This is a genomic window from Pinirhizobacter sp. (assembly GCF_036499745.1).
Classification (GTDB): Bacteria; Pseudomonadota; Gammaproteobacteria; order Xanthomonadales; family Rhodanobacteraceae; genus Pinirhizobacter.
Window position 1 is genome coordinate 79,902 of the sequence record NZ_DASYDG010000045.1, and the last position, 15,754, is coordinate 95,655.

12 protein-coding genes are annotated in these 15,754 nt (G+C 62.7%); 6 read left to right on the forward strand and 6 right to left on the reverse strand.

Annotated features, from left to right (window positions below; all coding sequences use genetic code 11):
• Positions 1-136: 136 nt before the first annotated feature.
• Positions 137-2,545, reverse strand: coding sequence for a GH92 family glycosyl hydrolase (locus tag VGM61_RS15635; protein ID WP_331523788.1), 2,409 nt, complete (start codon positions 2,543-2,545; stop codon positions 137-139).
• 75 nt (positions 2,546-2,620) lie between these two features.
• Positions 2,621-5,782 carry a TonB-dependent receptor gene (locus tag VGM61_RS15640; RefSeq protein ID WP_331523789.1) on the reverse strand — a complete coding sequence of 1,054 codons (3,162 nt, stop codon included), beginning with the start codon at positions 5,780-5,782 and terminating at the stop codon, positions 2,621-2,623.
• A gap of 557 nt (positions 5,783-6,339) precedes the next feature.
• On the opposite strand from VGM61_RS15640, the gene VGM61_RS15645 reads away from it, so the two are divergent.
• Positions 6,340-7,248 carry a cyclase family protein gene (locus VGM61_RS15645; RefSeq protein WP_331523790.1) on the forward strand — a complete coding sequence of 303 codons (909 nt, stop codon included), beginning with the start codon at positions 6,340-6,342 and terminating at the stop codon, positions 7,246-7,248.
• 27 nt (positions 7,249-7,275) lie between these two features.
• Here VGM61_RS15645 and VGM61_RS15650 read toward each other — a convergent pair whose 3' ends face one another.
• Positions 7,276-8,199 (reverse strand): LysR family transcriptional regulator, encoded by a 924-nt coding sequence (locus tag VGM61_RS15650; RefSeq protein WP_331523791.1) that lies wholly within the window; start codon positions 8,197-8,199, stop codon positions 7,276-7,278.
• A 112-nt stretch (positions 8,200-8,311) separates the two neighbouring features.
• Between VGM61_RS15650 and VGM61_RS15655 the strand changes: the two genes are divergently transcribed.
• Positions 8,312-9,571 (forward strand): MFS transporter, encoded by a 1,260-nt coding sequence (locus VGM61_RS15655; RefSeq protein WP_331523792.1) that lies wholly within the window; start codon positions 8,312-8,314, stop codon positions 9,569-9,571.
• Here the strand turns inward: VGM61_RS15655 and VGM61_RS15660 are convergent.
• Positions 9,568-10,083 carry a DUF2127 domain-containing protein gene (locus tag VGM61_RS15660; protein WP_331523793.1) on the reverse strand — a complete coding sequence of 172 codons (516 nt, stop codon included), beginning with the start codon at positions 10,081-10,083 and terminating at the stop codon, positions 9,568-9,570. The two genes, VGM61_RS15655 and VGM61_RS15660, sit on opposite strands and share 4 nt — an antisense overlap.
• Before the next feature lie 9 nt (positions 10,084-10,092).
• Positions 10,093-10,896, reverse strand: a complete 804-nt coding sequence (locus tag VGM61_RS15665) for an SGNH/GDSL hydrolase family protein (protein ID WP_331523794.1) — start codon at positions 10,894-10,896, stop codon at positions 10,093-10,095.
• 162 nt (positions 10,897-11,058) lie between these two features.
• Here VGM61_RS15665 and VGM61_RS15670 point away from each other — a divergent pair, with 162 nt between their 5' ends.
• The 4 genes from VGM61_RS15670 to VGM61_RS15685 all read left to right on the forward strand — a co-directional run bounded on the left by VGM61_RS15670 (position 11,059) and on the right by VGM61_RS15685 (position 13,914).
• Positions 11,059-11,919: a tetratricopeptide repeat protein gene (locus VGM61_RS15670; RefSeq protein ID WP_331523795.1), complete on the forward strand. Its 861-nt coding sequence runs from the start codon at positions 11,059-11,061 to the stop codon at positions 11,917-11,919.
• A gap of 65 nt (positions 11,920-11,984) precedes the next feature.
• The gene (locus VGM61_RS15675) at positions 11,985-13,193 is read left to right on the forward strand and encodes a cation:proton antiporter (protein WP_331523796.1); all 1,209 of its coding nucleotides are present in this window, start codon (positions 11,985-11,987) and stop codon (positions 13,191-13,193) included.
• Positions 13,194-13,276: 83 nt separating this feature from the next.
• Positions 13,277-13,531: a type II toxin-antitoxin system prevent-host-death family antitoxin gene (locus VGM61_RS15680; RefSeq protein WP_331523797.1), complete on the forward strand. Its 255-nt coding sequence runs from the start codon at positions 13,277-13,279 to the stop codon at positions 13,529-13,531.
• Positions 13,528-13,914, forward strand: a complete 387-nt coding sequence (locus VGM61_RS15685) for a type II toxin-antitoxin system VapC family toxin (RefSeq protein ID WP_331523798.1) — start codon at positions 13,528-13,530, stop codon at positions 13,912-13,914. Before VGM61_RS15680 ends, VGM61_RS15685 begins: the two co-directional genes overlap by 4 nt.
• Before the next feature lie 20 nt (positions 13,915-13,934).
• On the opposite strand, the gene VGM61_RS15690 is transcribed toward VGM61_RS15685, so the two are convergent.
• Complete coding sequence (locus VGM61_RS15690; protein ID WP_331523799.1) at positions 13,935-15,746, reverse strand: EAL domain-containing protein; 1,812 nt, start codon at positions 15,744-15,746, stop codon at positions 13,935-13,937.
• Between the last annotated feature and the right edge of the window lie 8 nt (positions 15,747-15,754).

The following is a 15,754-nucleotide window of genomic DNA, read 5'->3' on the forward strand; positions in this document are numbered from 1 at the left end:
CCCGCCGCGCCGCTGACAGTCGATAGTAAGCGTCGCAAAGTTCGCCGACACTTACTATCGCAGCTTGCTCAATCTGCGATCTGGCCGGCATCCGCGCGGCGCAGCAACAACCCTCGCTATCGCGCTGGCCTAAACATTACTGCTTGGCCGCCGACATCGATGGCGGTGCATCGTGCGGATCGGCACCCCAGGCTTTGTTTGGCGTGGGTCCCATCGTGAGCACCAACGTGGCTCCCTCGGCGATGTCTGCATGGCTGAACCACGGCTTGGTCCACGGCTTGCCGTTGAGCGTGGCCGACTGGATGTACATGTTCTTCGCCGAGTTGTTGCGCGCATCGATCTCCAGCACCTTGCCATTGCCCAGGTGCAAACGAACCTTGTCGAAGATGGGGCTACCGATGATGTAGTCGGGCGTAGAAGGATCTACCGGATAGAAGCCCATCGCGCTCAGCACATACCACGACGATGTGGAACCCTGGTCGTCCATGCCGGGATAGGCGTAGCCGCTGGCATCGCTGCCGTACAGGTCGCTAAGGATGCGCCGTGTCAGCGCCTGCGTCTTCCAGGGTTCACCGCCCCATGCATACAGGTACGCCGCCTGCTGGTCTGGCTGGTTGCCCTGCACGTACTGGCCGATGAGGCCGGTACAGTCGCGGCAGATGCCCTTGGCCGTGTACGGCGTGGAGAAGAAGGCGTCGAGCTTGGCGTTGAAGGCGACGCGACCGCCGAGCAGGTCGATCAAGCCCTGTACGTCGTGCGGCACCAGCCACAGCGTGGACCAGCCGGAGCCTTCCTTCATCATGAAGTTGTAATAAGGCTCGCCCGGATCGAAGGGTGAAATCCACTTGCCGTCTTCGGTGCGCCCGCGGAAGAAACCTACCGAGGGATCGAAGGCGCTGCGGTAGTTCGCGGCGCGCTTCTCGAACATCTGCGCGTCGTCAGTCTTGCCCAGGCGGCGGGCGACGTCGGCCAAAGCGTGGTCGTCCCAGGCATATTCGAGCGTGGTGGCCACACCCGCCTTGCCTGCCGCATAAGGCGGGCTGGGATTTCCCGGCGGAACGATGTCCGATATCCAGCCGTTCTTCATGTACTCGGCCAGATAACCCCGCGGGCCCTTGGGATCGGTCGCATTCTTGCGCAGGTACTCGTAGGCCGCGGCGTAGTCGAAATCGATGCCACGCTGCCAGGCGCCGTCGTAGAGGAACACCGCATGGTCGCCATGGAAGGACGTATTCATGTACCCGCGTTCGCGCGCGGCGTCGAGCTCGGATTGCATGATGTCCTGCACGACCTTCGGATCAAGCAGCATCAGCAAGGTGATCTGGTTGCGGCCGGTATCCCAGAACGGCACGGGGCCATAGCGGTTGTAGCTGGCGATCTGGTCCTGCCCGTGGGCATCGGTGAAATGCTGGCCCTTGTGCGCCAGCAGACGCGGGCTTGCGAAGGAGTGGTACAGCGTGGAATAGAACAGCATGCGCTGCTTGGGCGTGCCGCCGGTCACTTGCACGCGATCGAACAGTTGCGCCCATTCAGAGCGCGCCTGCTCGCGTGCGCGGTCGAAGTTCGCGTCCGTGCCGTCGGCCTTCAGTCGATCTTCGGCCTCGGCGGCACTGCGGCCATGGGCCACCCGCACCAGTACCTGGTCGCCGGCCTTGGTGTCAAAGGTAACGTACGCGCCAGCATAACTGCCCGATACGGTGCGCCGATCGGCCTGCACATCGGAGGTACCGAGCAATCCGTGGCTGTGGCCGGCCTCGCCCGGGTTGGCGTGAAAACTGCCGAACTGGGCGAACGGCCGGGAGAATTCGGCAACGAAATAACGACCGTCGGAATCGCGCTCGGGCCGGGGTCCCGCGGCGGCGACGCCGCGAATGGTGTGGTCGCCCACCACTTCCACATCGCCACCCAGGCGACGCAAATTCACCACCACGTTCGAGCGGTGGCTGGCCGGGAAGGTAAAGCGCAACATGCTGCTCCACCGTGTCGCTGTCAGCTCGACACGGGTATGGAACGTGGCCAGGTCCACCGCGTAATAGCCCGGGGAAGCCTTCTCGGTAGCTTTGTCGTAGTACGACGCCTTGTAGTCGGGCGGTACCGTCCAGTCGCCCACCACGGGTGAGATCATCGGCGCGGCGCGTGCGCCGTAGGTGGCGCCGCCGCCGGTGAAGCCGAACATCGTCGGCTGGCCGTAGAAGTACGAGGTGTCCACACCCGCGGGGTAACTCAAGTCCGCGTTGACATTGACCGGTGCCGCCTCGGTCGAGCTTTGCGGCAGGCTGGCGCCTGGGGATGTCATGCCTGAATACAGAAGCTCGCCCGGCGGAGGCGAGTTGCCGATCAGTTCCTGCCGGTCCAGCGGCGCAGTACCCACCAGGGGGTTGGCAAGATCCACCACCGACTTCGCCGACGGCTGTAGCTTGGCATCCCTGGCATAGCCAAGATCAAGACTTACCACGGCGGCAATCGCCACGACGGATGCCAGCGCGGCTGGCCAGCCGCGTTTCAGGGAACGATGGCGGCGAAGGCGTGCCGGGCTTGGGGTCATGATCAGTTCCTGGTTAAAACAAAAAGTACTTCAAGCGGCGGGGCCAGGCAGACGCCTGGCCCCGCTCATCCTTTATCAACCGCCATTTCCGAACTTGTAGGTGAGGCCCACGTAGTACTGGCGCCCGGCATATTCCAGCTCGTACAGACGCGCTGTGGTGTCGCCGCCCAGATACTGGCGGGCCTTGGACTTGGTCAGGTTGATGATCGACGCGGTCAGCATCAGGTGCTTGTTGAACTCGTAGTCTCCGTTCAAGTCCAGCTGGTGGTACGGCCGCGTGTAGATCGGAAGACCGGACGCAAGGCCCTGCATGGTCCGGCCCGTCCAGTTGTTGGTGACGCGCAGCAGCAACCCGTTCTTTTCATAGAACAGAGACACGTTCGCCGCATACTTGGCGCTGCCGATCAGCTCGGACTTGCCCACCTGCGTGTCGCCCAGCGAAACGGGTGTTTCGTTGGTCTTGTTGAGCGTGTAGTTGGCGATGTAGCCAAAGCCCCAGTCGTAGGTGTGCTGGGTGTAAAGCTCGACACCCTTGGACGTGCCCGAGCGGCCGTTGGCATTGGTGCTGTACTGAAGGAAATTCTGCTCGGTGCCGGCGACGTCCACGTTGATGTTGTTGACGGTGACGGGGACGACGAAGTTCTTCACCTTTTTCTGGAACAGGTCCAGGCCGATCACCGATTCAGGCGCGTAGTACCACTCGCCCGCCAGGTCGAACTGGGTGGCCGTGAAAGGCTTCAGGTCCGGGTTGGCGCCGCTGCCGTACCAGCCCGGCGGAGGCGCACCGAACTGCTTGCGGTCGTTGTAGTAGTCCACCGTGTTGTTGGTGAGGCTACCGAGCTGCGCAAGGTCGGTGTAGTTGGCGCGAGCCATCGCCTGCGAGCCTGCGGCACGGATCACGAAGTCGTTCGGAAGCGTCCAGGCCACATTGAAGCTTGGCAACAGCTTGTTGTACCGCTTGTTGGTGGTGGCGTTGGAGAAGTTCTGGATCACCGACTGTTCGCGCGGCAGGTACTGGAAGTCACCCGGCGCGCACGGCCCGCCGCCGATGTTCAAGCCGGTGGTCGGGCAGATCAGGATGTTGCCACCGGTATCGTGGTAATACACCGCGTTGTTGGTGGTGATCTCGTCGGCCACGGTGAGGTTCTGCTTCGTGCTGACAAAACGCAGGCCCACATTGCCGCGCAGGGTGTCGGTCTGGAAGTTCGCCTGTACATAGGCTGCCGCGATCTTTTCCTGGATCGAGGATTTGTCTTCCGGATGGGCGTAGAGCACCTTGTCGTAGGTGGAGTTGAGGTAGTTGTAGTAGGCCGGGTAATTGATCGCCGGGAAAGTGGCGTCGTTATAGGCCTCGGTGCTTCCGTCAAGCGAGTTGGGCAGCAGGAACCCCCCGGGCAGCTGGCCGGCATTCGGATCGCAGGTCTGGAACTGAAGCGTGGTGCCCTTGCAGTACCAGCGCAGTTCATTGTTCTGCTGTTCGGCGTTGCTGTCGCGGTACTTCACGCCAAACTGCAGCGATTGCATCCAGCTGTCGTCGAAGGCCCAGGTGAAGTCCGCCTGTGCGAAGTTCTGCGAGTTGCTGGTGTTGACCATGTTGGAACCGGTGGAACCAAGATCCACCTGTCCGGCACCGGCCAGCATGTTCTGCAGCACGTTGGGCGAAGCATTGATGGTTGGCTTGCCGTTGAGCGTCCACGACGCCCCGTTGCTGCCATCCACCCACTGCCCGTTGACGAAGTTGCGCGGCTTGGCGGCCATGCCCAGTTCCACCGACGGGCCGCCGGTTGCCCAGGTGCGGCCGACGTTGAACGTTCCGCTGAGGTCGCCGCCGTTGTCCCATTCGCCTTCCAGGTTGAGGGTCTGGGACGTGGCTTTTTCGACCGAGTAGTTGCCGTTGAGCCAAGGAATTTCGGTGGAGCACACGTCCACCGTCTGCCGCTGCGCGCCCGTGACGGGGTTGGTCGTGGCGTTACAACCCACCCCGGCGGGTGGAAGGACGTAGTTCGCGCCGGTAACGACCGTATGCGAGGGATCGAAGGTAAGGCCGTTGGGAGCAAGCAGCCTGCCCTGCTGGTCGGAGTAGTTGGCGTTGCTGGGCAGCCCCCACTCGGGTACTTCCAGGGTATTGGTGATCTGGGTCTGTTCGCGCTGGAAGCGGAAGTAGTTGCCCGTCAGCAGGAAATGGTCGGTGGGTTTGAATTGCAGCGTGACCTGCGCACTCTTGGACTTCAGGTCCAGCTGGTTCCGGCTGGTGGAGAACTGCTGCGGCATCCAATAACCCGAATAACCGTTGCCGGCCTGGTCGACCACGCCGCCACCGGGCCACAGAGCGAGATTCGGTGCCACATCGGCGCCATACGGCTGGCCGTGCACATTCGTCGGCTGATGGGTACATGTTGCATGGTCGACGCAGTCGTTGTCCCACCACTGCCAGCTGGAGGCATTGGCCGTGTAATCGATGTCCCGGCGCTTCAGGTAGGTGCCTGCGACCAGTACACCGAAGGTTTCGTCCTTGTTCTTCCAGGACCACAGCGCCGATGCCTGGGGGTCCTTCTTGCTGCTGTTGTCCGAACCTGTGCCGTTGAAGGAAATGAAGCCGTCATTGGCCGCCATTTCCAGCGGACGGCGCGTGTGCAGGTCGACGTTGCCGCCGATGCCACCTTCGTCCAGGCGCGCTTCCAGGCTCTTATAGAGCTTGATGTCCGAGAACATGTTGGCCGGTATCAACGTGTAGTTGAACGAGCGCGTGAGACCGGCCGAGGTATCGGCCGAGGCCACGTAGTTGCCGTTCAGTTCGGTCAGCGTGAGTTCGGGCGCGAGGCCACGGATGCTGACTGTCTTGCCCTCGCCCGACTCGCGGGTGATGACCACGCCCGGCACATGCGCCAAGGCGTCGGCGATATTCTTCGCGGGAAACTGCGAGATGTTCTGCGCGTTGATAACCTCCACGATGGAGTTGGAATCACGCTTGTCCTGCATGTTCTGGTCGACCGACTGACGGAAGCTGGTGACAACGACCGTTTGCAGGTCCGTGACATCGCCTTTCTTCCCCTTGTCCTGCTTCTTTACCACCGCGCTATCCGACGCTGGCGGCGGCGGTGTCGACGAAGAGGCAGCAGGCGCAGTCGTCTGCGCAAAGGCAATGGCGGGCATCCCCATGCCGCCAAATGACAAGCTCGCCAGGGCGAGCGCGGTATACATCGACTTGCGCTGAAACTTATGCGGCAAATGAGTCATTTCGTGATTCCCTACTTGTATGCGCCTTCTGGAGTTGGCGCAGATATCCCCGTTTAATCACGTACTGCGGATGGACGATTTATGGCCTCAAGGATTCTTCCCTCCTCTCAACTTGGATCGATCAAAAAAATTCTGATATCCAACGGCATTCGGCTCACCAACTGTGGATGCTTCAAGTCCCCGGGGATGCCGCGGCGGCACCGCCATTTTCATCGATCTGCCTACGAAAAGCGGCGATATCCCGTGCGACGCCTGAGGCGCGCGTCCAAAGCCCTCCCGCCCTGTCCACCTTATTCAGATCCCTCGCAGCCCTGGCATCACCCTGACCATCGATGATTTGGATCGGTCTAAACCCTACCGAGCCAGATTAAGACGCCGAAATCGCAAGGTGTCACGCTGCAATGCAAAAAAGCAGCGCCCGCCCCATGATTTCCAGCACGGCCACCCTTCACATTCAAGCCCGGGCCACCCGGCTAATCGACGGCAATGCCGATAGCATCTCCCCGGACCGCCCGTGGCATATTCCCCCACCACGAATTCCAGAAGGAACCGCGCAAGTGACCGAAAAGAGAGTGCGTTTCGATTTCGACGTGGCGTTTTCAAACGGGGGCGGCATCCAGGGCCAGGATTTCCGCCTGGATATCGATGGCGACGATATCGACGACGATGCCCTGGCCGCGTACATCATCCGCGACCTTCGCCTGTTGATGGTGGGCGGCGTGAAAATCCTGAACAAGACCATCATCGCCGAGCAGCACAAGCGCACGACGGCGGTTAAAGATACCGTGCCCGGCGAAGCAACGGCGATATTCGACCTCAGCCACGTGATCGAATCCGGCATGATCACCTACAAGGGACTGCCTGCCCCGCTGGTCTGCGATTACCTTTCGCGGGAAAACTCCCGGGCGCATTACGCTGAAGGCACGACGTTCGTTATCGATCGTATCGAGATGGTGGGCAATACCGGCACGTACATCGACTCTCCCTTCCATCGCTACGCCGATGGTTGCGACCTGGCCGGCCTTTCCCTGGAACAGATTTCCGGCGTACCGGCGGTGGTGGTACGCGTGGCCGGCGCCAGCGGACGCGCAGTCGAGTGGACGGAATTCGCCGCTTCCGATATCAAGGGCAAGGCCGTGCTGGTGCACACCGGATGGGATCGCCACTGGCGTACCGATGCCTATTTCGAAGGGCATCCCTTCCTGACCGAAAAGGCCGCCAGCTACCTGCGCGACCAGGGTGCACGGCTGGTGGGCATCGATTCGCTCAACATAGACGATACCTCCGGTGGTACGCGGCCGGTGCATACGATCCTGCTGGGCGCCGGCATCCCGATCGTCGAGCACCTCACGGGGCTCGGGCAGCTTCCAGTTGAAGGTATTCGTTTTTCGGCCGTACCTCCCAAGGTAAGCCGGATGGGCACGTTCCCCGTTCGCGCCCACGCCTGGGTGGACACCACGGCCTGACACCAACCGGAAGTACGGTCGCCGCGGCTAGGCGACGGCCTTGCGCGAACGGGTGTGACGTGAGGCGATGGGTAGTTTCCTCAGTTCCTCCAACAGCAGGGCCACCGGCGCCGCCAGGCGCGGTGGCAGCGGACGATAGGCAAGCCAGCCTACGACGTCGGTGCGAAAGTCGGCGACGGTGAGGACTTTCAGCCTGTCCCGATAATGGCTGCGCTCGAGAAGGTCCGCGGTAACCATGCCCACGCCGGCGCCGCGTGCGACCAGCGAAAGTTGCAGTTCCGAACCCACGGCCTCGACGGTAACGTTGAACGGCAGGTTGGCCGCTTCCATCGTGCGCCTGAGCACCGTCCGCATGCCACAGCCATTCTGGCTGAGCACCCAGGAGAAACCGGCCAGGCGCTTGAGGTCGATTTTCGCCGGCAGCCCCAGCGACGGCGCGGCAACGATACGGATCGGCTGCCTGGAAAAAGCATGCGCGATGAGCGAGGCCGGTGGTGCATTGCCATCGGCAGCGCCAATAACGGCGGCATCGAGCAAGTCACCTTCAACCGCTGCCGTGAGCCCGGGCGACCAGGTGCTCTGGATACGCAGCGATAGCTTGGGAAAACGCTCGCGCAGCCGATCGATAGGCGTGGCGAGCATCATGTCGGCCAGATACGGCGGCATACCCAGGCGCAACTCGCCGCCTGGCTCGGTCCCCGGGTTCACCGACGTCATCAGTTCGCTCTCGGCCTCCAACAGTTGCCGTCCCTTGCGATACACCTCGCGCCCGGCGGCCGATGGCCGCAAGGGTTTGGACTGCCGGTCCAGCAGTTCCACGCCAAGCAACGACTCAAGCCCCTGCACACGGCGCGTGACCGCTGGCTGGGTGAGATGCAGCTTGTTGGCGGCCTGCACGATGGACCCGGCATCCACCACGGCAATGAAAGCGGCAAGGTCATGTGTGTTCATGCAACTCCTCGACTATGCCCATAAGGCATATTCTTTATGAATATTATTCAATTGATGCATCGACCGTGGCTATTTAACATCCAACGCCTCCTTCCCCGCAAATGCCCTCACCATGCCTCCCGATGCCCAGGCCATCCAGGCCGCTGCCGCGCCCGTCGAACCGGTTGGATCGCTAACGCGGGGCCTGACCGTGCTGTTCGCATTCGCCGTGAGCATCATGATCGTGAACCTCACCGCAGCGCAGCCACTGGCTGAACCGGTTGCACGCAGCCTTGGTTTGCCGGCCTCGATGACGGGTCTTGTGGCTACGCTGCCGCAGTTGGGCTACACGCTGGGCATGTTGTTCCTGGTGCCGCTGGCGGACCTGCTGGAGAATCGCAGGCTCGCCGTGGCAACGCTTGCGATCTGCGCGGTCATGCTTGTGCTTGGCGCTGTTGCACCGAATGCGCCGGTTTTCCTTCTGGCCGTGTGCGTGGCTGGAGCCACCTCGTGTGCCATCCAGGTGCTGGTGCCGCTGGCGGCCTCGATGGCTCACCCGGAGCGTCGCGGCAGTGCGGTCGGCAATGTGATGAGTGGCGTGATGCTCGGCATCCTGTTTTCGCGTCCGCTTGCAAGCGTGATCGCCGGACATTTTGGATGGCGCTGGTTTTACGCCTTGCTCGGCGGCCTGGACGTGGGCCTGGCCCTTGTGCTGTGGCGCAACCTTCCCGACCGCCGTCCGGATTTCGGGCACAGTTATGGCGCGCTCATCGGCTCGCTGTGGTCACTGTGGAAGGGTGAGCGCGTGCTGCGTCGCTACGCGATATCGGCTGCGTTCGTGATGGCGGCGTTCGCTGCCTTCTGGACGGGTGTGGCGATGCTGCTGGTACAGGCACCGTTTTCCCTGGGCGCCGATGCCATGGCGGCGTTTGCGCTCGCGGGCGTCGCCGGCACCATCGTCGCTCCGATCGCCGGCAAAGTGGGCGACAAGGGACATAGCGTGGTTGGCATGCGCGTGGCCCATATCGTGCTGCTTGCCGGCGTGGTCCTGGCTGGAATCGCGGGAGCCGGATGGTTCGGCCTGGACTTCACCACGCATCGATACCTGGCGCTGGGCCTGCTGGTGACCGCGGCTATCGTGATCGACGCCGGCGCCATCGGTGACCAGACCATCGGGCGGCGCGCCATCAACATGCTTATCCCCGAAGCCCGCAGCCGCCTCAACGGATTGTTCGTCGGCGTATTCTTCATCGGCGGAGGCATCGGCGCCGCCTGTGCGGGCATCATGTGGGCCAGTCATGGCTGGACTGGTGTGTGCGTGGCATGCCTTGTGTTCGTCGCCCTGGCCTTTGCCTGCGACGCGTTTGCCCGGCCTGAATCGGCCGACGCCTAAAGAGGCTCGCCCGCCGCGGCCGACGCGTCACCGTGCCGCGGGCGCAAGGCGATGCGCACCAGGTAGATCACGATCAGTATATTGGCCACCATCACGGCAAGTTTCAGCCAGCCGAATCGCACGATGCATTCGTAGAACTCCACCGGCACCAGCGAGCCGGTGGCTATCACAGTGAACCACTCGGCCCAGTGCTTGCGCATCCACAAGCCGATGCCCTCGGTGGCGAAGATGGCGGCATAGACCAAAGCCACGATGCCAACGGCAATGAATTTCGCCGGCCCCATGCTTTCGAGCAGGCGCACCAGGCTCCAGCGGATGCTGTTGCTCTCGGCCAGTTGCAGGTGCTCGAGCCATTGCACCAGGTTCTGGAAGTTCTGTTCGCGGTCCAGGCGGAAGGCCGCGATGGCGATGAAGATAAGGCCAACGGTCTTGACCGCCTTGTATACGGCGATGATGCGCAGCCCGGCTGGGTATTTCTCGGTAGCGGGAGCTGAAGTGGAGGCGTGGTCCATGAAGGAGGCTTATTTCCCCAGCGCCTTGGCGATAGCCTTGGCCGCCAGCGGCCGCATGACGTCGTATCCAGCGGCGTTCGGATGCAGGCCATCGAAGGTCAGGCTCTTCTTGAACACGCCCTGCTCGTCGAGCATCGCCGGGTAGTAGTCCAGCAGCACCAGGTGCTCACGCCGGGTGTAGTGGCGGATCCAGGCATTGAGTTCGTTGATCGTTTCCGGCGGGCGGTTCCTGCTCTGGTTCGGATCGAAATAGTCGCTTACCGGCAGCAGCGTGGCCAGGATCACCTTGATGTGGTTGGCCCGGGCGATGTCGACCATCGAGGCAAGGTTATCTTCGATCATCTGCACGCTCGCCTTGCCGGTATTGCCGGCAATGTCGTTGGTGCCGGCCAGGATCAGCACCGCCCTGGGCTTGAGAGCAACGACATCGGCGCGGAAACGCACCAGCATCTGCGGCGTGGTCTGCCCGCTGATGCCACGGTTGATGTACGGCTTGCCCGGAAAGAACACGCCCCGGTCGCGACCCCAGAAATCGGTGATCGAATCGCCCATGAAGACCACGCGTTGCTCACCCTTGGCTGGCTTGTTCACCGCGGCGTTGTCGGCGTGGTAGCGGGCCAGCTGCGGCCAATCGGCCAATTGCTTCTGAGCCTCGGCCAGCCGCTCTTCGCTGGTCGGCCCAGCCGGTGCCGCAGCGGCCTTGGCGTTGACATCGACGGCGGGCGTTCCTTGTGCCTTGGGCGTCACGGCGGTGCATGCCGAGCCCATCAACAGAAACCCAGCCAACGCAAATGCGGCGCATGCACGATTCATCGATCCACCCCTTCGCGACGAGTTTCTGAGCATAGGCCGGCAGCCCGCTATCGACAACGGGTGCCTGAAGTCACGGTGACCGACCCCTTGCACCGTCACGCCGGCACCCCACCATGACCGATAGAATTATCCTTTGCGACAAGCCCAAGTGAGGCACGAAGCATGAAGAAGCTCTTGTTCGCGTTCTGCCTGGCGTTTGCAGCCATCGGCCCCGCCTTGGCCGACGACTCGCCCAAAGCGGTACAGGCGGCCATCGCCCAGGGTAATTACCCCCTGGCCGAACAGGAATTGCGCCAGGCGATCACCGAGCATCCGCAAAGCGCCAAGGCACACTATGTGCTGGCGCAGGTGCTGGCCCATCAGGGCAACATCGGCGAAGCGAGCACTGAAGCGGGCAAGGCGCAGTCGCTCGATCCGAAGATCGGCTTCACGGATCCTGCGAAGTTCCAGCACTTCCAGGCGGAACTGCGCCAGGCTACCGCGCCAGCTCCCGCACGCGCTGCGCCGGTGCGTCGCGACGCATCAGGCGCCGCCGCTCCCGTTCCCTTCCAGGTGGAGAAATCGCACACCAGCATCTGGCCGTGGGTGCTGGGCCTTGTGGTGATCGGCGGCATCGTGATGGTAATGCGCCGCAGGCAATCCCCGCCGCCTGGCGGCGCGGGCTATGGCTATGGCCAGGGCCCCAACACCAACGTTCCGCCTGGATTTCCAGGTGGTGGCTACCCGCCGCAGAACCAGGGTTCGGGCATGGGTGGTTCGTTCCTTGGCGGACTGGCTGGCGGCGCCCTCGGTGCGGCGGCGGTGAACATGTACGAAAACCATGAACGCCGAGAGGAAGCCGAACGCGACGGTAGCGGCAATATCGCCGGCGGTGCCGATACCGGCGATAGCCGTGGCCAGGCCTACGACGACCTGCGCGACCAGCCCATCGACATGGGTAACGACGATAGCGGCTGGGGCGGCGGTGGCGGTGGCGACGACTCCGGATTCGACAGCGGTGGTAGTGACGACAGCTGGACGTGATGGTGGTTCGCCGCCTCGCATGAACCTGCGCTAATCTCGGTCCCCGAATATTCCGGGGACCGTAGATGAATAGCGCCGAGCTCTTCCTGATCGCCATGGCGATCATCTTCGCCGTGCCATACCTCATCTGGCGACTCGGCCGCACCGACTACTACGCCCCGTTGGTGGTGGTGCAGATCCTCACCGGCATCCTGCTCGGCCCGGGCATCCTGGGGGCAGCCTACCCCGCTTACTACCTGACCATCTTCACTCCGGCCGTGGTCACCGCGCTGAACGGGGTGGCGTGGTGGGCCGTGATGATCTTCGTCTGGATCGCCGGCATCGAGCTGGACCTCAAGGCCGCTTGGGCGCAGCGCAGGGAATGCGGCGCCACGGCAGCACTGGCCCTTGGCGTACCCCTGCTGTTCGGCTGCGCCGCGGCGGTCGGCATGCTGGCATGGCGCGACGGCTGGCTCGGCTCGCAAGGCACGAACACGCAATTCGTACTAGGGGTGGGTATGGCCTGCGCGGTAACGGCGTTGCCGATCCTTATTCTTTTCCTCGAGAAACTGGGTGTGCTGCGTGAACCGCTGGGCAAACGCGTACTGCGCTATGCCAGCCTCGACGATGTGATGATCTGGGCGGTGCTGGCGCTGATCCTGCTGGACTTCGACCGCGTCGGCAAACAGGCGATCTTCCTGGCCTTGCTGGTGCCGGTGTCCATAGGCTACCGCGCGCTGATGCGCCGCATTCCGGAAAGTGACCGCTGGTACATCGGCCTGGTGTGGCTCGCCGTATGCGCTTATGGCGCGGATGTCTCTGGGCTGCACTTCATGGTGGGTGCCTTCCTTGCCGGCGCCGTCACCGACTCTGAATGGTTCAACCAGGAACACATGGACCTGCTTCGCCGCCATGTATTGCTTACCGTGATGCCGGTGTTCTTCCTTTCCACGGGCCTGCGCACGAACTGGTCGATCGGCGGCGCTTCGGTTTTCATCGCCGCCGCGGTGTTGCTGGTGGCGTCGGTGGCCGGGAAGCTCGCCGGCGTCGGCATCGCCGGGAAGTTACTGGGCTGGGCGCGCGGCGACATCTGGATTGTCGGCTGGCTGCTGCAGACCAAGGCACTGATCATGATCATCTTCGTCAACGTGCTGCTGGACCGCCACCTGATCAGCAGCGAAACCTTCACAGCACTACTGTTGATGGCGGTGGGCAGCACCATGCTGACGATACCGATGGTGGCGCCGAAGCTGGCAGGCGCAAAGGCGGCTGCCCAGGCACTGCCCATGATGTGAGTCTTACAAACACCGGGAAACTGACCTACAACTTGATCGTGAGGGGTGTGGTAGACTAACTTTGGTTAGCTAAGGATGACCCCATGGTCACGACCGTCAATATGCACGAAGCGAAAACCCAACTCTCCAAGTTGGTAGAACAAGCCGAGCACGGTGATTCCGTGATCATCGCCCGGGCTGGCAAACCCGTTGCCAAGCTCGTCGCACTCAACGCAGTGGAAAATGTCCCACAGCGGAGGGTCGGGTTCCTCGCCGGAGCGATCAAGGTCCCGTCGGCCGAGGTGTTCAACAACATGGCCAGGGATGAAATTGCCAAGATGTTCGGCATCGACGGATGAAGTACCTCCTCGATACCCATTTGCTGTTATGGCTGGCCGAAGGAAGTGCATCGCGAAACGTTCGCAAGATCGTCGAAAGTGCCACGGCTGAGCTTTACTTCAGCGCGGCAAGCATTCTGGAAGTTGCCATCAAGAACAAGTTGAACCGGGCGGATTTCCAGGTGGATCCACATGTTCTTCGCCGTGGCCTTAGCGACAATGGCTACATGGAGCTGCCGATCAACAGCCTTCACGCTGCTTACGTCGTGAACCTCGATGAACATCATAAAGATCCGATCGATCGGCTCCTCATTGCACAGGCAACGGTTGAAGGCATAACCCTGCTGACCAGCGACGCTACCATCGCCCGGTATTCATCAAGTCCGATCTCGCTGGTTAAATAGAAACACCGGCGTCGCCCCAATTACACGATCGGCTGTGCCGAGGGAATCTCCTCTTCGTAGCGCACGGCGTGGAAGCCGCTGCCGCGCTTGGCGATGCGCTTGGCGGCGGCGGCGAGGCTGGCCACGGCCTCGGGATGGCGAGGAAATTCATCGACAAAGCTGACCGCGCCCACGGCCACGGTGGTAATGGGAATGAGCCGGCGGCTGCCCTGGCGGTCTTCGCCCTCGATGCCACCACGAGCGCGGTCGGCGGCATCGAACAGGGCTGGCGCCATCTGGTTGAAGCGAAGGCGCATCTGCGTACAGCGGTCGAGCCAGTCGTCGCCCTGGAACAACACCACGAAATCGTCGCCGCCGATGTGCCCGACGAAGTCGGTATCGTGGCGCAGGTCCCCGGTGAGCGTGCTGGCCAGCAGGCAGATCATCTCGTCACCGCGGAAGTATCCATACTGATCGTTGAACGGCTTGAACTGGTCCAGGTCGAAGTAGGTCGCCGTGAACGGACGCCCGGCCTCGAGCAGGCGGGCGATATGCTCGGTAACGGGGATATTGCCCGGAAGGAAGGTCAGAGGATTGGCGTAGCGCGCAGCTTCCACGCGTATCTCGGTAACGCGCCGCACGAGTGACTCACCCGTGCCGAGCCCCAGGTAGCGGCCCTGCGAGGTAATCACGAAGCCGTCGCTCAGGTATCGTTGGTCTTCGCCGCGAAGGATGTCGGCCATGCTCTGCAGCGACTGTTCCGCGTCGCACAGCAGTGGATGGGCATTCATGAAGCTGGTGCAACTCTTTCGACCGAAGAGTTCGCGCGCGAAGGGCTGCGCCATGCGTTCGGTAAAGGCGCGCCGGTTGACGATGCCGATCGGCCGGTCATCTTCCACCACCGCCACGGCGTGCAGCCGCTCATCGGCGCCGAACACTTGCACAAGATCTTCGTTGGTCTGCGTCGGCAGCAGTGCCGGCGCCTGGATCAACAAGTGTTCGGCGTTCAGTGGCCGCGCGCTCACCGGGCCGCGCGGGCGCGGGGGCACCGGCACACTGGCGCTGGCCAGCGCCTGCATTGCTGCTACCGGCACGGCGCCGACAGGTTCGCTTTCCGGATGCCCAATCAAGAATCCCTGCGCGAAAGGAATGCCCAGTTCGCGCAGCATGCACAGGTCGTCGCCCTCTTCCACCCCTTCACCCACCAGTTCCGCGCCAAGGGTTTCGGCCACCATGCACAGCGCCCGCACGATGGCCAGCTTCTCTGCGCTCCTGGACAAGCCATTGATCAGGTAGCGATCGATCTTCACGATCTCCGGCTGCACCTCGTTCCACATCTCGAAGTTCGAATGGCCGTTGCCGAAATCGTCCAGGGCAATGCGCACGCCCCGCGCCCGGAGGTAGCCAAGGGCATGGGCGAGCGCGGCGGCGTTCTCGACAATGTCGCGTTCGGTGATCTCCACGGTGATGCGGCCGAAGTCCAGCCCGGGCACCGTCAAGGCATCGATCACGTCGTCCGGCCGCAGTCCGTCATGCAACACCGCATGCGCGCTCAGGTTCACCAGCAGGCGGCCACCCAAAGCCTGTCGCGAGAACTCCGTGGCGATGCAGCGGGCAGCACGCAACTCGAATTCGCCAAGCTTGCCGCGGGCACGGGCCAGGTCCAGCAGGTCGATCGGCGTCAACGCAGCACCAGGCAAGTGACTTCGGATCAAACCCTCATAAGCCACGATGGCACCGGTCTGGATCCGGATCACCGGCTGGAAAGCGGCACGCAGGAAGACGGACGATAGTGCCTGGTCGAGGATCGAAGTCGGGTCTGAGCCCGGGAGTGTGGTTTCCAGGCGGGGCATGCGTTGGG

Coding starts and splice junctions, on each gene's coding strand:
- VGM61_RS15635 (WP_331523788.1), bottom strand. CDS start 2,545: ATGACCCCAAGCCCGGCACGCCTTCGCCGCCATCGTTCCCTGAAACGC.
- VGM61_RS15685 (WP_331523798.1), top strand. CDS start 13,528: ATGAAGTACCTCCTCGATACCCATTTGCTGTTATGGCTGGCCGAAGGA.
- VGM61_RS15665 (WP_331523794.1), bottom strand. CDS start 10,896: ATGAATCGTGCATGCGCCGCATTTGCGTTGGCTGGGTTTCTGTTGATG.
- VGM61_RS15690 (WP_331523799.1), bottom strand. CDS start 15,746: ATGCCCCGCCTGGAAACCACACTCCCGGGCTCAGACCCGACTTCGATC.
- VGM61_RS15660 (WP_331523793.1), bottom strand. CDS start 10,083: ATGGACCACGCCTCCACTTCAGCTCCCGCTACCGAGAAATACCCAGCC.
- VGM61_RS15680 (WP_331523797.1), top strand. CDS start 13,277: ATGGTCACGACCGTCAATATGCACGAAGCGAAAACCCAACTCTCCAAG.
- VGM61_RS15655 (WP_331523792.1), top strand. CDS start 8,312: ATGCCTCCCGATGCCCAGGCCATCCAGGCCGCTGCCGCGCCCGTCGAA.
- VGM61_RS15670 (WP_331523795.1), top strand. CDS start 11,059: ATGAAGAAGCTCTTGTTCGCGTTCTGCCTGGCGTTTGCAGCCATCGGC.
- VGM61_RS15675 (WP_331523796.1), top strand. CDS start 11,985: ATGAATAGCGCCGAGCTCTTCCTGATCGCCATGGCGATCATCTTCGCC.
- VGM61_RS15650 (WP_331523791.1), bottom strand. CDS start 8,199: ATGAACACACATGACCTTGCCGCTTTCATTGCCGTGGTGGATGCCGGG.
- VGM61_RS15640 (WP_331523789.1), bottom strand. CDS start 5,782: ATGACTCATTTGCCGCATAAGTTTCAGCGCAAGTCGATGTATACCGCG.